The 14875-nt window shown below is 71.0% G+C and carries 12 protein-coding genes and 1 other RNA gene; 9 read left to right on the plus strand and 4 right to left on the minus strand.

The window, feature by feature from the left end; translation table 11 throughout:
* The first annotated feature begins 373 nt into the window (after positions 1-373).
* The 4 genes from QC385_RS35940 to QC385_RS35955 all read left to right on the plus strand — a co-directional run bounded on the left by QC385_RS35940 (position 374) and on the right by QC385_RS35955 (position 5621).
* Positions 374-2071, plus strand: a complete 1698-nt coding sequence (locus tag QC385_RS35940) for a serine/threonine-protein kinase (RefSeq protein WP_279545578.1) — start codon at positions 374-376, stop codon at positions 2069-2071.
* Between the two features lie 122 nt (positions 2072-2193).
* A complete protein-coding gene (locus QC385_RS35945; RefSeq protein ID WP_279545579.1) occupies positions 2194-3441 on the plus strand; it encodes a serine/threonine-protein kinase in 1248 nt (415 codons plus the stop codon).
* A 158-nt stretch (positions 3442-3599) separates the two neighbouring features.
* A complete protein-coding gene (prfB, locus tag QC385_RS35950) occupies positions 3600-4706 on the plus strand; it encodes a peptide chain release factor 2 (RefSeq protein WP_279545580.1) in 1107 nt (368 codons plus the stop codon).
* A 291-nt stretch (positions 4707-4997) separates the two neighbouring features.
* Positions 4998-5621: an LPXTG cell wall anchor domain-containing protein gene (locus tag QC385_RS35955; RefSeq protein WP_279545581.1), complete on the plus strand. Its 624-nt coding sequence runs from the start codon at positions 4998-5000 to the stop codon at positions 5619-5621.
* Positions 5622-5733: 112 nt separating this feature from the next.
* On the opposite strand, the gene QC385_RS35960 is transcribed toward QC385_RS35955, so the two are convergent.
* Positions 5734-5925, minus strand: coding sequence for a hypothetical protein (locus tag QC385_RS35960; protein WP_279545582.1), 192 nt, complete (start codon positions 5923-5925; stop codon positions 5734-5736).
* A 314-nt stretch (positions 5926-6239) separates the two neighbouring features.
* Here QC385_RS35960 and ftsE point away from each other — a divergent pair, with 314 nt between their 5' ends.
* The 5 genes from ftsE (at position 6240) to ssrA (ending at position 10237) form a co-directional block, all read left to right on the plus strand.
* On the plus strand, positions 6240-6929 hold the full coding sequence (ftsE, locus tag QC385_RS35965) for a cell division ATP-binding protein FtsE (protein WP_003990615.1): 690 nt from the start codon (positions 6240-6242) through the stop codon (positions 6927-6929).
* 40 nt (positions 6930-6969) lie between these two features.
* The gene (gene ftsX, locus QC385_RS35970; RefSeq protein ID WP_279545583.1) at positions 6970-7887 is read left to right on the plus strand and encodes a permease-like cell division protein FtsX; all 918 of its coding nucleotides are present in this window, start codon (positions 6970-6972) and stop codon (positions 7885-7887) included.
* Between the two features lie 68 nt (positions 7888-7955).
* On the plus strand, positions 7956-9125 hold the full coding sequence (locus QC385_RS35975) for a S41 family peptidase (protein ID WP_279545584.1): 1170 nt from the start codon (positions 7956-7958) through the stop codon (positions 9123-9125).
* Between the two features lie 46 nt (positions 9126-9171).
* Complete coding sequence (smpB, locus tag QC385_RS35980) at positions 9172-9651, plus strand: SsrA-binding protein SmpB (RefSeq protein ID WP_059421449.1); 480 nt, start codon at positions 9172-9174, stop codon at positions 9649-9651.
* 182 nt (positions 9652-9833) lie between these two features.
* Positions 9834-10237: a transfer-messenger RNA gene (gene ssrA / locus QC385_RS35985) on the plus strand.
* 48 nt (positions 10238-10285) lie between these two features.
* On the opposite strand, the gene QC385_RS35990 is transcribed toward ssrA, so the two are convergent.
* The 3 genes from QC385_RS35990 to QC385_RS36000 all read right to left on the minus strand — a co-directional run bounded on the left by QC385_RS35990 (position 10286) and on the right by QC385_RS36000 (position 14811).
* Positions 10286-11257, minus strand: a complete 972-nt coding sequence (locus QC385_RS35990; protein ID WP_279545585.1) for a LacI family DNA-binding transcriptional regulator — start codon at positions 11255-11257, stop codon at positions 10286-10288.
* Positions 11257-13512, minus strand: coding sequence for an alpha-xylosidase (gene yicI, locus QC385_RS35995; protein ID WP_279545586.1), 2256 nt, complete (start codon positions 13510-13512; stop codon positions 11257-11259). Before yicI ends, QC385_RS35990 begins: the two co-directional genes overlap by 1 nt.
* 90 nt (positions 13513-13602) lie before the next feature.
* Positions 13603-14811, minus strand: coding sequence for an MFS transporter (locus QC385_RS36000; RefSeq protein ID WP_279545587.1), 1209 nt, complete (start codon positions 14809-14811; stop codon positions 13603-13605).
* Positions 14812-14875 lie beyond the last annotated feature (64 nt).

The following is a 14875-nucleotide window of genomic DNA, read 5'->3' on the forward strand; positions in this document are numbered from 1 at the left end:
AGCGGTCCCTTCTGCCCGGGCGCGGAGTCCCCCGCCCCGCCCCAGCACGTCGGCCAGTACTGACACGCATCCTCGCACCTGCCACTGACAGCGCGCCCCTTGCTCGGGAACAAGTGATCTTGATTGGTCGGCTCTGCCCGCAAAAGTGCCTGAGAGATGACCCACTCGCGATCACTTGAGATCGGTCACGCTCACTCTCGGCAACCACGAGACCGAGGTGAGCGTCTTTCCTTCGAACGCGTGCGAGATTCGAACGCGCGCGAGAACGGATACGTAAGACCCACAGAAAGACGACACCCCGGTCCCCGGCGGCACGGCACTACAGTGGGTCGGACAGGCCAGCAGGCAAGGCAAGCACCAGGGAGCGCATGACGTGCGGCCGGTAGGCAGCAAGTACCTGCTCGAGGAGCCGCTCGGGCGCGGCGCCACGGGCACCGTCTGGCGAGCCCGCCAGCGCGAGACCGCGGGCGCCGAGGCGGCCGTGCCGGGACAGCCCGGCGAGACGGTCGCCATCAAGGTCCTCAAAGAGGAGCTGGCCAGCGACCCGGACATCGTCATGCGGTTCCTCCGGGAGCGCTCCGTCCTGCTCCGGCTGACCCACCCGAACATCGTCCGGGTCCGTGACCTGGTGGTCGAGGGCGATCTGCTGGCGCTGGTCATGGACCTCGTCGAGGGCCCCGACCTGCACCGCTACCTGCGCGAGAACGGGCCCTTCAGCCCCGTCGCCGCGGCCCTGCTCACCGCGCAGATCGCCGACGCGCTCGCCGCCAGCCACGCCGACGGCGTCGTCCACCGCGACCTCAAGCCGGCGAACGTCCTGCTCCAGCAGTACGACGGGCAGATGCACCCGCTGCTCACCGACTTCGGCATCGCCCGCCTGGCCGACTCCCCGGGCCTGACCCGCACCCAGGAGTTCGTCGGGACGCCCGCGTACGTCGCGCCCGAGTCCGCAGAGGGGCGCCCGCAGACCTCCGCCGTCGACATCTACGGCGCCGGCATCCTGCTGTACGAGCTGGTCACCGGCCGCCCGCCGTTCGCCGGCGGCTCCGCCCTGGAGGTGCTGCACCAGCACCTGAGCGCCGAGCCGCGCCGTCCCTCCACGGTCCCCGACCCGCTGTGGACGATCATCGAGCGCTGCCTGCGCAAGAACCCGGACGAGCGGCCCAGCGCCGTGAACCTCGCCCGTGGCCTGCGCGTCGTCGCCGAGGGCATCGGGGTGCACGCGAACTCCGGGCAGATCGCCGCCGCCGAGGGCGTCGGCGCGCTCCTGGTGCCCGACCCGGCGCCCGCGCCCGTGCCGGACATGTCAGGCGATGCCGACCCCACCCAGGTCCTCCCGCAGGGCGCCGGCTCCTACGACCCGAACGGCGCGACCAGCGTCATGCCGCACACCGGCGGCCCGGCCGGCGCCGCCGACCCCACGGCCGTCCTCCCCAACCGGGGCGCGGCCGACCCGACCGCCGTCATGCCGCCGGTCCCGCCGGGCTCGCCCGGCCACCCCGGTCAGCAGGGCCAGCAGGGCGGACCCGAGGACCCGCACCCGTGGCAGAACCAGCTGCGAGCGGCCCGCGACCGCAACGAACAGACGCAGGTCCAGTACCTCGACCCGAACGAGGACCCGCTGCGCCGCCGCCCCCAGCGGCAGGTCGCCCGGCCCCAGCAGCCGCCGCAACGCGGTCGGCAGCCCCAGCCCGGACCCGGCTACGGCCATCCGCAGCAGCAGCCCCAGCCCCAGCAGTACGCCCCGCAGCCGCAGCGGCCCCAGCCGCCGCAGCGTTATGCCCCGCCCGCGCCGCCGCCCCAGCCCCAGCAGCCGCAGCGGCCCCAGCGCGAGCCCCGGCAGCCGCGGCAGCGCAGTGCCAACCGGATGCGGATCCCCGGGCTGGGCTGCCTGAAGGGCTGTCTCTTCACGATCGTCATCCTGTTCGTCGCCGGCTGGCTGATCTGGGAGCTGAGCCCGCTCCAGGAGTGGATCGGCACCGGCAAGGGCTACTGGGACCAGCTCACCGACTGGTTCAACACCGTGACCGGCTGGTTGGAGAAGCTGGGGAACGGTTCCGGCACGAACTGACCGGAACCGCCCTGCGGGGTTGGTGATTTGTCGACACCTGGCGGGTGATTTCTGCCTCCGCAGTGAAGGTTGGCTCTCCGGGCGCGTAGTTTTAACGACAACACGCGTCGGTAGGAGCAGCCTTGGCACGGAAGATCGGCAGCCGGTACACCGCCCACCAGATCCTGGGGCGGGGCAGCGCCGGCACGGTGTGGCTGGGTGAGGGTCCCGAGGGCCCCGTCGCCATCAAGCTGCTGCGCGAGGACCTCGCCTCCGACCAGGAGCTCGTCGGGCGCTTCGTGCAGGAGCGGACGGCGCTGCTCGGCCTGGAGCACCCGCACGTGGTGTCGGTGCGCGACCTGGTCGTGGACGGCAACGACCTGGCGCTGGTCATGGACCTCGTGCGGGGCACCGACCTGCGGACCCGGCTGGAGCGGGACCGGCGCCTCGCGCCCGAGGCGGCCGTCGCGATCTCGGCCGACATCGCCGACGGGCTCGCGGCCGCGCACGCCGCGGGTGTCGTGCACCGGGACGTGAAGCCGGAGAACGTCCTCCTGGACATGCAGGGACCGCTCGGCCCGGGCGGCTCCCACCGGGCGCTGCTGACCGACTTCGGCGTGGCGAAACTCATCGACACCCCGCGCCGCACCAAGGCCACGAAGATCATCGGCACGCCGGACTACCTCGCCCCGGAGATCGTCGAGGGCCTGCCGCCGCGCGCCTCCGTCGACATCTACGCGCTCGCCACGGTCCTCTACGAGCTGCTGGCCGGCTTCACCCCGTTCGGCGGCGGCCACCCGGGCGCGGTCCTACGCCGGCACGTCACGGAGACGGTCGTCCCGCTGCCCGGCATCCCGGACGAACTGTGGCAGCTGCTCGTGCAGTGCCTGGCCAAGGCGCCGGCCTCGCGGCTGCGGGCCTCGGAGCTCGGCGCCCGGCTGCGGGAGCTGCTGCCGATGCTGGCGGGCATGCCGCCACTGGAGGTGGACGAGCCGGACCCGGAGTCCGCCGAGGAGGCGGACCGGGAGGAGCAGCCCGCCGGACCGGCACCGGCCGGGGAGCGGGTCCGGAGGCGGGGCGCGGTCCCCCTGGTGCCGGGCGCCAAACCGGCCGACTCCAACCGGGACACGCACACCTCGATGCGCGTACCCGCACCCGACGAGCTGGCCGGGGGCGCGCACGGCACGGCCCGGGCCCCGCGCGCGGCGGGCACGCCCCGGCCGGGTTCGGCCCGCAACCGTGCCATCGCCCGGCGCCGCCGCGTGGCCCTGGGCGCGGCCGCGGTCGTCCTGGCGGCGGCGGCCGGCGTCGGGGCGTGGATGTCCACATCGGGCGACGACGCGAGCACCCCGCCCCAGGACACGAAGAACTCGGCCCCGCAGTCCCCCTGACCCGCCCAGGCCCCGTCCCCCTTGATCCCTCCGGCAGGGCGGTCGAGGGACCGGCACTCGGCGCCCGTAGGGCGCCGGGACCTCGGAGCCCCGTCTCCTGACCCGTCGGCTCCGGTGGCCCGGCGCTGGCCGCCGGGCGGAGCCGTTACGCTGGAGGCGTGGCAGTCGTCGATGTATCCGAAGAGCTCAAGTCCCTCTCCTCGACCATGGAGTCGATCGAGGCCGTTCTGGACCTCGACAGGCTGAGGGCAGACATCGCCGTGCTCGAGGAGCAGGCGGCCGCGCCGTCCCTGTGGGACAACCCCGATGAGGCGCAGAAGATCACCAGCAAGCTGTCCCATCTCCAGGCCGAGGTGCGCAAGGCGGAGGCGCTGCGCGGTCGTATCGACGACCTCGCCGTCCTCTTCGAGATGGCCGAGGAGGAGGACGACCCGGACACCCGCGCCGAGGCCGAGTCCGAGCTCCTCGCCGTGAAGAAGGCGCTGGACGCGATGGAGGTCCGCACGCTCCTGTCCGGCGAGTACGACGCCCGTGAGGCCCTGGTGAACATCCGCGCCGAGGCCGGTGGCGTCGACGCCGCCGACTTCGCCGAGAAGCTCCAGCGTATGTACCTGCGGTGGGCCGAGCAGCGCGGCTACAAGACCGAGGTCTACGAGACGTCGTACGCGGAGGAGGCCGGCATCAAGTCGACCACCTTCGCCGTCCAGGCGCCCTACGCGTACGGCACGCTCTCCGTCGAGCAGGGCACGCACCGGCTGGTGCGCATCTCGCCCTTCGACAACCAGGGCCGGCGGCAGACCTCCTTCGCGGGCGTGGAGGTCCTGCCCGTGGTCGAGAAGTCCGACCACGTCGACATCGACGAGAGCGAGCTGCGGGTCGACGTCTACCGGTCCTCGGGCCCCGGTGGTCAGGGCGTGAACACCACGGACTCCGCGGTGCGCATCACCCACATCCCCACCGGCATCGTCGTCTCCTGCCAGAACGAGCGCTCGCAGATCCAGAACCGTGCGACGGCCATGAACGTGCTCCAGGCCAAGCTGCTGGAGCGGCGCCGCCAGGAGGAGCAGGCCAAGATGGACGCCCTCAAGGGCGACGGCGGCAACTCCTGGGGCAACCAGATGCGTTCGTACGTGCTGCACCCGTACCAGATGGTCAAGGACCTGCGCACCGACTTCGAGGTAGGCAACCCCGAGGCCGTGTTCAACGGCGAAATCCAGGGGTTCCTCGAAGCCGGAATTCGCTGGCGCAAGCAGCAGGAGAAGTAAGTTTGTCGACAAGGCAACTGCCGATGTCAGGACGGCAGTTGCCTTTTCTGTGCCCCGCATGTCTGGGTTTTACATCACACTCACAGAGTCAGACTCCCGGCATTGCCCCCGTAGTTGGACATGGCGCCCGCAAACGCCCTTGACGTGTCTTTGAAAAATGGGAAGGGTAAAGCGCGGCATGCGTGTCTCTGGGGCGCATGTGAACCGGGGGGCTCTTCACCGCAGCTATCCCCGTCGAGCACAGCCCCGAGCGGTGCCTAATGACGATGAGCTACTGGGGGTAGCAACCACATGACGAAGAAGACGCGGATCCGTGTCGCGCGGATAGCGGCCGGCGCCGTGATCGCGGCCGGTGCCTCGCTTACCGCCGCCGGTGCCGCATCCGCCGCGGAGTCCGATGACTGCCTGCTGGGCATCCTGTGCGCCGACGAGTCGCCCACCCCGACTCCGACGCCGCCGGTTCCCACCGAGCTCCCCACTGACCCGCCGACGGACCTCCCGACCGACCCGCCGTCGACCGGGGAGCCCACCGACGAGCCGACCGAGCCCACGGACGAGCCGACCGAGCCGACCGAGGACCCGACGAGCCAGCCGAGCAACCCGGGCAACGGGAACGGCGGCGGCAACGGCGGCGGCAACGGCAACGGCAACGGCGGCAGTGTCAGCGGCGGCAACGCCGCCGACCCCGACGGTGGCACCTCCCCGCAGGACGAGGGCTCCTCGTCCCTCACCGACACCGGCTCGGACGCCACCCCGGCGGCGCCGCAGGCCCAGGGCAACGGCCAGGAGCTCGCCGAGACGGGTGCCGCGCAGACCACCTTCCTGGTGATCGGCGCCGCCACGATGATCGCCGGCGGTGTCGGCTTCCGCGTCCTGCCGCGCCTCATGGACGGCCGTGGCGGGACTGCCGCCTAACGGTAGCCCCGTCCTTACGGACAGTAGGCACAGCGCAACGCCGAGGGCCCGGAGCGAAACGCTCCGGGCCCTCGGCCGTGTCTTTCGGACCGCGGTGTACGCCGCGGGCGTATCAGGCGGTCTGGTGCGCCAGCAGCGCCACCGCGGCGATCAGCACTGCCAGCAGTGCGATCAGCGCCATCGGGTTCAGACTCGCGAGGAAGTTCTCCTGCTGCAGCCGCTCGCGGTTCGCACGGCACACGTGGCACCGGCCCTCGCTCACGGGCGCCGCGCAGTTCGCGCACACCAGCCGGTCGTACGTCATGCGCTCGCCCTCCTTGCGCCGGTTCCTTGTGTGTAACGCTCGCAGTGGTGCGAACGTTCCCTCTCCACTGTGCCAGGTTCCTCCGGAGGTCGCGCGGGTCGCTCCCAGAGGGGTGGGTGTGCATTGTTGCGCGGCTGCGGGCCGGTGGGGGCTGGTCGCGCCCACGCGGCGGAGCCGCGTATGTCACATCCCCGCGCCCCTTGGGTCGGCACAAAACGCCACATCCACTACGCAACCACAGCCGGTGACTGCGGTCTGCTGCCCGGTTCGCGTATGGTCACGCTCATCTACCCCCGGCTACCCGTGGTGCATCCGTGATCCGATTCGACAACGTCTCCAAGGTCTACCCCAAGCAGACCCGCCCCGCCCTCAGGGATGTCTCCCTGGAGGTCGAGAAGGGCGAGTTCGTCTTCCTCGTGGGGTCCTCCGGCTCCGGAAAGTCCACCTTCCTGCGGCTGATCCTCCGCGAGGAGCGGTGCAGCCACGGTCAGGTGCACGTTCTGGGCAAGGACCTCGCGCGCCTCTCCAACTGGAAGGTGCCGCAGATGCGGCGCCAGCTGGGGACGGTCTTCCAGGACTTCCGCCTGCTGCCGAACAAGACGGTCGGCGAGAACGTCGCCTTCGCGCAGGAGGTCATCGGCAAGTCGCGCGGCGAGATCCGCAAGTCCGTGCCGCAGGTGCTCGACCTCGTCGGGCTCGGCGGCAAGGAGGACCGGATGCCGGGTGAGCTGTCCGGTGGTGAGCAGCAGCGCGTCGCCATCGCGCGGGCCTTCGTCAACCGGCCCAAGCTGCTCATCGCCGACGAGCCCACCGGCAACCTCGACCCGCAGACCTCCGTCGGCATCATGAAGCTGCTCGACCGCATCAACCGGACGGGCACGACCGTGGTGATGGCCACGCACGACCAGAACATCGTGGACCAGATGCGCAAGCGCGTCATCGAGCTCGAGAAGGGCCGCCTCGTCCGCGACCAGGCCCGCGGTGTCTACGGCTACCAGCACTGAGACCGCACCCGAGAGTCACGGAAAGGCATAACCCCTCGCCATGCGCGCCCAGTTCGTCCTGTCGGAGATCGGCGTCGGTCTCCGCCGCAATCTGACGATGACCTTCGCCGTCGTCGTCTCCGTCGCCCTGTCGCTCGCCCTGTTCGGCGGGTCGCTCCTGATGAGCGACCAGGTCAGCACCATGAAGGGCTTCTGGTACGACAAGGTCAACGTCTCGATCTTCCTCTGCAACAAGAGCGACGCCGAGTCCGACCCCAACTGCGCCAAGGGCGCGGTGACGGACGACCAGAAGAAGCAGATCAAGACCGACCTCGACAAGATGGGCGTCGTCCAGACGGTCACCTACGAGTCGCAGGACCAGGCGTACAAGCACTACAAGGAGCAGTTCGGCGACTCCCCGCTGGCCAGCTCCCTCACGCCGGACCAGATGCAGGAGTCGTACCGCATCAAGCTGAAGGACCCGCAGAAGTACCAGGTCATCGCCACCGCCTTCAACGGCCGGGACGGCGTGCAGTCCGTGCAGGACCAGAAGGGCATCCTGGACAACCTCTTCAAGCTGCTGAACGGCATGAACTGGGCCGCGCGCGCGGTGATGGCGCTGATGCTGGTCGTGGCGCTGATGCTGATCGTCAACACGGTGCGCGTCTCGGCGTTCAGCCGCCGGCGCGAGACCGGCATCATGCGCCTGGTCGGCGCCTCGGGCTTCTACATCCAGGCGCCGTTCATCATGGAGGCCGCGGTCGCCGGGCTCATCGGCGGCACCCTCGCGTGCGCCTTCCTGCTGATCGCCCGGTACTTCCTCATCGACCACGGGCTGGCCCTGGCCGACCAGCTGACGCTGATCAACTTCATCGGCTGGGACGCCGTCCTGACGAAGCTGCCGCTCATCCTCGCCACGAGCCTGCTGATGCCCGCGTTGGCCGCGTTCTTCGCGCTGCGCAAGTACTTGAAGGTGTGACGCATACCAAGAGGGGCCGTGCGGTCAACAAGCCGTACGGCCCTTTCCCTTGTCCTAGACTCACCGGCATGTCAGGTCGTGACCCGTTCTGTCAGCCCCGTCGTAACCGCCGCGGGGCCGCCCTGACATTGATGTTCGCGAGCGTGCTCGTCGCCGGCGCGGCCACGGGATCCCTCCCGCAGGCCGAGCGGAAGTCCGCGCAGGACGAGGCCCGTTCGGCCACCCCGGCCGGGCACCACGCGGACGTCGCCAGGGCGGCCGAGCAGGCCATGGCCGACGGCAAGTCCCCGATGGAGGCCGCGAAGCGCGCCGTCAGCCGCAGCGGTGACCGCTGGGGCGCCGTCTACTCCCGGGGAGACTACGAGGAGCTCGAGGAAACCCTCGACGGCCAGTACACCGGCGTCGGCCTGTGGGCGCGCAGTGAGCGCGACGGCCGTATCGAGGTGACGAAGGTGCGCGCCGGCTCGCCCGCGGCCACCGCCGGGATCCGCCCCGGAGACGTGCTGCGCAGCGTCGACGGCGAGAAGACCGACGGGCGGCCCGTCACGGAGGTCACCTCCTTACTGCGCGGGGACGCCACCGACGCCCCCGCCGGCACCACCGTCCGCCTCGGCCTGGAGCGCGGCACGCGCGCGTGGACCGAGACCCTGCGCCGCGCCCAGCTGTCCACGGACTCGGTCACCGTTCGGGAAGTCGCCGGCCCGGTCACCGTCATCCGGGTCGACACCTTCACCAAGGGCTCCGGCGGCCAGGTCCGCGAGGCCGTCCGGCAGGCCCCGCCCGGCGGCGGGATCGTCCTCGACCTGCGCGGCAACTCCGGCGGTCTGGTCGCCGAGGCCGTGACCGCCGCCTCCGCCTTCCTCGACGGCGGCCTGGTCGCCACGTACGGCGTCGACGGCGAGCAGCGTGCCCTGCACGCCGAGCCCGGCGGCGACACGACCAGACCTCTGGTCGCGCTCGTCGACGGCGGGACGATGAGTGCGGCCGAACTCCTCACCGGCGCCGTCCAGGACCGCGGGCGGGCGCTCGTGGTGGGCTCCCGGACCTTCGGCAAGGGCTCGGTCCAGATGCCGAGCCGGCTGCCCGACGGCTCCGTCGCGGAGCTGACCGTCGGGCACTACCGCACCCCTTCCGGCCGTGCGGTCGACGGCCGGGGCATCACGCCCGACCTGGAGGCCGACGAAGGAGCCCTCCAGCGGGCCGAGGCCGTACTGCGCGGTCTGACCGGTCCCTCGTAATCGACTTCCCGCGGGCCCCCTCCGTAGTGCGAAAATGGGCGGCACTATGGCTAAGGAAAAAGGGCGCAAGATGATCGCGCAGAACAAGAAGGCGCGGCACGACTACCTCATCATCGACACCTACGAGGCCGGTCTGGTCCTCACCGGCACCGAGGTGAAGTCGCTGCGCCAGGGACGGGCGTCGCTGGTCGACGGCTTCGTGCAGATGGACGGGCACGAGGCGTGGCTCTACAACGTGCACGTGCCGGAGTACACCCAGGGCACCTGGACCAACCACAGCGCCCGCCGTAAGCGGAAGCTGCTGCTGCACCGCGAGGAGATCGACAAGCTGGAGTCGAAGTCGCAGGAGACGGGTCACACCATCGTGCCGCTCGCCCTCTACTTCAAGGACGGCCGCGCCAAGGTCGAGATCGCGCTGGCGAAGGGCAAGAAGGAGTACGACAAGCGCCAGACGCTCCGCGAGAAGCAGGACCGGCGCGAGGCCGAGCGGGTGATCTCCGCGGTACGGCGCAAGCAGCGGGCGTGACTCGCATCACACGTCGGGGTCGGGAATGCTCCGGAGCGGGGAGGCGTTGAACCCGGTACGACGGCGGGATGACCGCCGGGAATACGGTGGCATCGGCGGAGGTTGATCCCGTACGATGGCATCTGCACCGCCCAGGCGGTGTGAGCCCCTCACAGCGGGGGCGACGATTGAAAAAACAACATGGGGATGATCGGTTTCGACAGCGGCTGTCGAAGTAGGGGAAGCGTGTCGAGGAAGCGGCCATGATCTCGTAAACCACAGGCCGAAAAAAATAATCGCCAATTCCAAGCGATCCATCTCCCAGGGCGAGCTCGCCCTCGCTGCCTGATCTTCAGGTAGCGAGCAGCGGCTCCCCTACTTAAGGGAGTGTCAGCCCGGGAGTGTTCCCGACCCGGTTCCTGGCATCATTTAGGGAACTAAACCTTGATCCCGGTCACGGGGTGAAGAGGGAAACCAAACAGTGACTGGGCCCGTCGGAGACTTGTCGGCGTGATCTCCGGGGCCGAGAAAAGCACAGCCGACTGCACACGGAGAAGCCCTGGTTCCGCACCGTTGGACGCGGGTTCGATTCCCGCCATCTCCACTCATCCCATGTGGGCACAGGCCCCGTCGCTTACGAGCGGCGGGGCCTTTGTCATGCGGGGCCGGTGCTCGCCCGCTCCGTCAGCCGCGGCGGCAGCAGCGTCATCTCCGGTACGGGAGTGCCGTGCAGCTTTTCCATCAGGAGTTCCACCGCTCGGGTGCCGAGCTCCGCGGCCGGCAGGGGAACCGACGTGATGGTCGCGGGGTCGTCGGGGCAGACGGCCGTGATCGACAGGTCCTCGGGGACGCGGAGGCCGAGCCGCTGAAAGGCCGTGATCAGGGGTTCCAGCAGGGGGGCGTTGTGCACGACCACGGCCGTCAGGGCGGGGTGTTCGCGCAGCAGCCGGTCCGCGATGCCGTGGGCCTCGGCCGGGGCCGGCGCGGCGGGGTGCACCGACGAAGCCAGCCCGTGGTGGTCGGCCGCGGCCGTGAAGCCCTCGACCAGGCGGTGGGCCGAGGCGGTCCTGCCGAGGAAGACCTCCGGCGGCGGGCCGACCAGGGCCACCGTGCGGTGGCCGAGCCGGGCCAGGTGGTGCACGCACGCCTCGCCCGCCGCCCTGTAGTCCAGGTCCACGCAGGTCAGTCCGTGCGGATCGGCGGGCAGGCCGAGCAGGACGGACGGGCGGTCCAGGGAGCGGAGCAGGGGGAGACGTGGGTCGTGGAGGCCGACGTCCATGACCACCAACGCGTCCGCCGGCGCCGATTCCCCGACGCGGGTCAGGCCCTCCTCGTGGGTGAGGAGCAGGACGTCGTGGTCGTACCCCCGTGCCGCCGTCACCACCGACTGCGTCACACGCATCATCGCCGGTACGTGGACGCCGGTGCGCAGCGGAGCCGCCACGGCCAGGACTTTGGACCCGCCGTGCGCCCGCGCGCCCGACTGCGGGCGGTAGCCCAGCTCCCGGGCCGCCGCCTCGACCCTCCGCCGGGTCTCGGCGGAGATCGGGCGCTTGCCGCTCAGCGCGTACGACACGGTGCTGGGGGAGACCCCGGCCCGCCGTGCCACGTCCGTGATCCTGACCATCAGGCCGGCTCCAGCCCCAGTGTCAGGGAGCGGGTCCCGGCCGCTGCCCGGACCTCGTGGCCTGCGGCGGCGAGCGCCCAGGGGGCCGCCGGGTCGCTGCATGTCGCCCGCAGGGTGTCTTCCTCGCGTACGACCGTGAAGGTCACGTCCCCGACCCGTACCGTCGTCTCGTCGCCGGGCCGGAGGCCGTACGCCCGCAGTGTCACCCCGTCGGCGTGGTCGTAGTCCGGGCGGTCGTCCACCGCGCCCACCGGGATCACCGCACCGGGCCTGACCAGCAGCGGCACGCTCAGGAAAGCGTGCCGCTCGCGCACCCAGCGCGGCCCGGTCACCTGCTCGCCGGTGAGGAAGTGCGTCCAGGTGCCCTCGGGGACGTAGTACGTGACGTCGCCCTCGTCGCTGAAGACCGGTGCCACGAGGAGATCCGGACCGAGCATGTACTGCCGTTCCAGGTGCGCGCAGCCCGGGTCGTCCGGGAACTCCAGCACCATCGCCCGCATCATCGGCACGCCCTCGGTGTGGGCGGTCCGGGCCGTCTCGTACAGGTAGGGCATGAGGCGCAGCTTCAGCCGGATGAAGTGGCGCGCGACCTCCACCGACTCCTCGTCGAACAGCCAGGGGACGCGGTAGGAGCCGCTGCCGTGCAGGCGGCTGTGCGAGGAGAGCAGCCCGAAGGCCAGCCAGCGCTTGAACAGGGCCGGTGTCGGAGTGCCCTCGAAGCCGCCGATGTCATGGCTCCAGAAGCCGAAGCCGGACAGCCCGAGGGACAGGCCGCCGCGCAGCGACTCGGCCATCGACTCGTACGTCGCCTCGCAGTCGCCGCCCCAGTGCACGGGGAACTGCTGGCTGCCCGCCGTCGCCGAGCGGGCGAAGAGAACGGCCTCCGCCTCGCCCCGGTGCTTGCGCAGCACCTCGAAGACCGTGCGGTTGTAGAGGTACGTGTAGTAGTTGTGCATCCGCTCCGGGTCGGAGCCGTCGGACCAGGCCACATCGACCGGCACCCGTTCGCCGAAGTCGGTCTTGAAGCAGTCGACGCCTTGCGTGAGCAGCGCCTCCAGCTTGGCGGCGTACCAGTCGCGGGCGGCCGGGCTGGTGAAGTCGACCAGGGCCATGCCGGGCTGCCACAGGTCCCACTGCCAGACGCCGCCGTCCGGGCGCTTCAGCAGATGCCCGAGCGCCTTGCCCTCGGCGAACAGCGGGGAGCGCTGGGCGATGTACGGATTGATCCAGACGGAGACGCGCAGGCCACGGGCCTTCAGCCGGGCCAGCATGCCCTCGGGGTCGGGGAAGACCCGGGCATCCCACCGGAAGTCGCACCAGTGGAACTCGCGCATCCAGAAGCAGTCGAAGTGGAAGACGGACAGGGGGAGTTCGCGTTCCCGCATGCCCTCGATGAAGGACGTCACCGTCTTCTCGTCGTACGACGTCGTGAAGGACGTCGACAGCCACAGGCCGAACGACCAGGCGGGCGGCAGGGCCGGGCGGCCGGTCAGGGCCGTGTACTTGCGCAGGATCTCCTTGGGGGTCGGGCCGTAGACGACGTAGTACGTCAGTTCCTGCGTCTCCGCGCTGAACTGCACCCGGGACACGACCTCCGAGGCGACCTCGAAGGACACCTTGCCCGGGTGGTCGACGAAGACGCCGTAGCCCGCGTCCGTGAGGTAGAAGGGGACGTTCTTGTAGGCCTGTTCGCTGCATGTGCCGCCGTCGGCCTGCCAGATGTCGACGACCTGGCCGTTCTTGACCAGCGGGCCGAAGCGCTCGCCCAGGCCGTAGACGGACGTGCCGACCTGGAGGACCAGCTGCTCGCGCAGGTGGTGGGCGCCGGTCGCGTCCCGCATGATGCCCATGCTCTTGTCGCCGCTGCTGGTGAGAGTGCGGCCGTGCGCGAGGAACTCCACGTGCCATGGGGCGCCGCGGGCCACCCGGACCGACAGCTCGCCCGAGGTCAGGGTCGCGTGCTCGTCGTCGCAGGAGATCCGCGGGGTGGTGCCCGACCCGGTGAGCTCGAACTCGGGGCCCCGCGGCTCCCCTCCCGTGAAGTGCGTCAGCGTCAGGCCGATGACGTCGGGCATGGGCGTGTGCGCGCGGAGCGTCAGGACGGGGCCCTTCAGCAGGTCCCCGCGGGAGCGGACGGGCCGGGTCGGCGCGTGGATCTCCAGGGCGCCGTCCGACTCGGTGACGTCGAGCACCTCGGCCGGGTACGCCGCGGTGACGCCCTCCCGGAGCAGCCAGTAGCCGTCGGTGAACTTCATGTGGGGGGTCCTTCTTCCCGTGCCCGCGGGGATCGGCACGTGACGTCGAAGCGCTTCGACGAAAGAACGTAGGTGGGGTACGGGGGAGCGTCAATGGGGCGTGCGTCGATCGGTGAAGCGATTCGACGTCCCGCGCAGGGACAATGCCAGGGCCACGGCTGCCGCCGCCACCGGGATGCCGTACCCCTCCGTCGCCGACAGGTGCTCCACCGTCCAGCCGCCGAGCGCGCTGCCGCAGGCGATGCCACCGAGCAGGCCGGTCACCGCCAGGGTCATGCCCTCGTTCAGCCGGCCCTCAGGGGTGCGCTGCTGGACCAGCGTCATGGTGGTGACCATCGTCGGGGCCGTCGCCATCCCGGCGATCAGCAGCGTGCCCGCCAGGAGCGGGAGCGAACCGGTGAGGACGGCCGCGAGCAGGGGCAGGGTCAGCAGCGCGGTCATCGCGGCCACGCACCACGGCAGACGGGACGCGGCCGGCCCGGTGGGCTTCGAAGCGCCGTACAGCAGGCCCGCCGCACACGAGCCCGCCGCCTGGAGCGCGAGCACGGCACCGGCCGCCGACCGGTGACCCCGCTCGTCCGCGGACGCGAGCGTGACGACCTCCGTCGAGCCGAACACCGCGCCCATCGCCAGGCAGACCGCGAGCAGCGGGGGCATGCCGGGGGCGCGCAGCGGCGCCTTCGCGGGTAGGTGCGCGCGGACCGGCGGCTCCGTCGCGCGCCGGGTCGTGAACAGGAGCATTCCCGCCAGCAGCAGCACCGCGCCGACGAGCGTGCCCGCCTCGGGGAAGAACGCCCCGCACAGGAAGGCCGCCAGGACCGGGCCCAGCATGAAGCACAGTTCGTCCGCGGCCTGCTCGAAGGAGTTGGCGGTGTGCAGCGCCTTGGTGTCACCGGCCAGCAGATACGCCCAGCGGGCCCGGGACATGCCGCCGGTGTTGGGGGTCGTGGCGGTGGCGGCGTAGGAGGCGAACAGGGTCCAGTCGGGGGCGCCGTGGCGCACGCACAGCAGCAGCGTGAGCGAGCCGAGGACGGCGATGACCGTGGCGGGCAGGGCCACCCGGGCCTGCCCGTGCCGGTCGACGAGCCGCGCGGTCCACGGTGCCACCACCGCGGTCGCCGCGAGCCCGGTCGCCGTGACGGCACCGGCGAGGGCGTACGAGCCCCGCGTCCCGGCGATCATGACGATCGCGCTGACGCTGAACATGCCCATCGGCAGCCGGGCGATCAGGTTCCCGGCGGTGAACGCACGGGCACCGGGCAGCCCGAACAGACGGTGGTACGGGGTGAGTTGCGGCATGCGCCCACCGTCGCCCGGAGGTGGCCGGGCGGTCCAACACCTGTTCCGTGCTCAATCACGCACC

The sequence above is a fragment of the Streptomyces sp. DH10 genome, from assembly GCF_029813805.1.
In the GTDB taxonomy this organism is placed as follows: Bacteria; Actinomycetota; Actinomycetes; order Streptomycetales; family Streptomycetaceae; genus Streptomyces; species Streptomyces coeruleofuscus.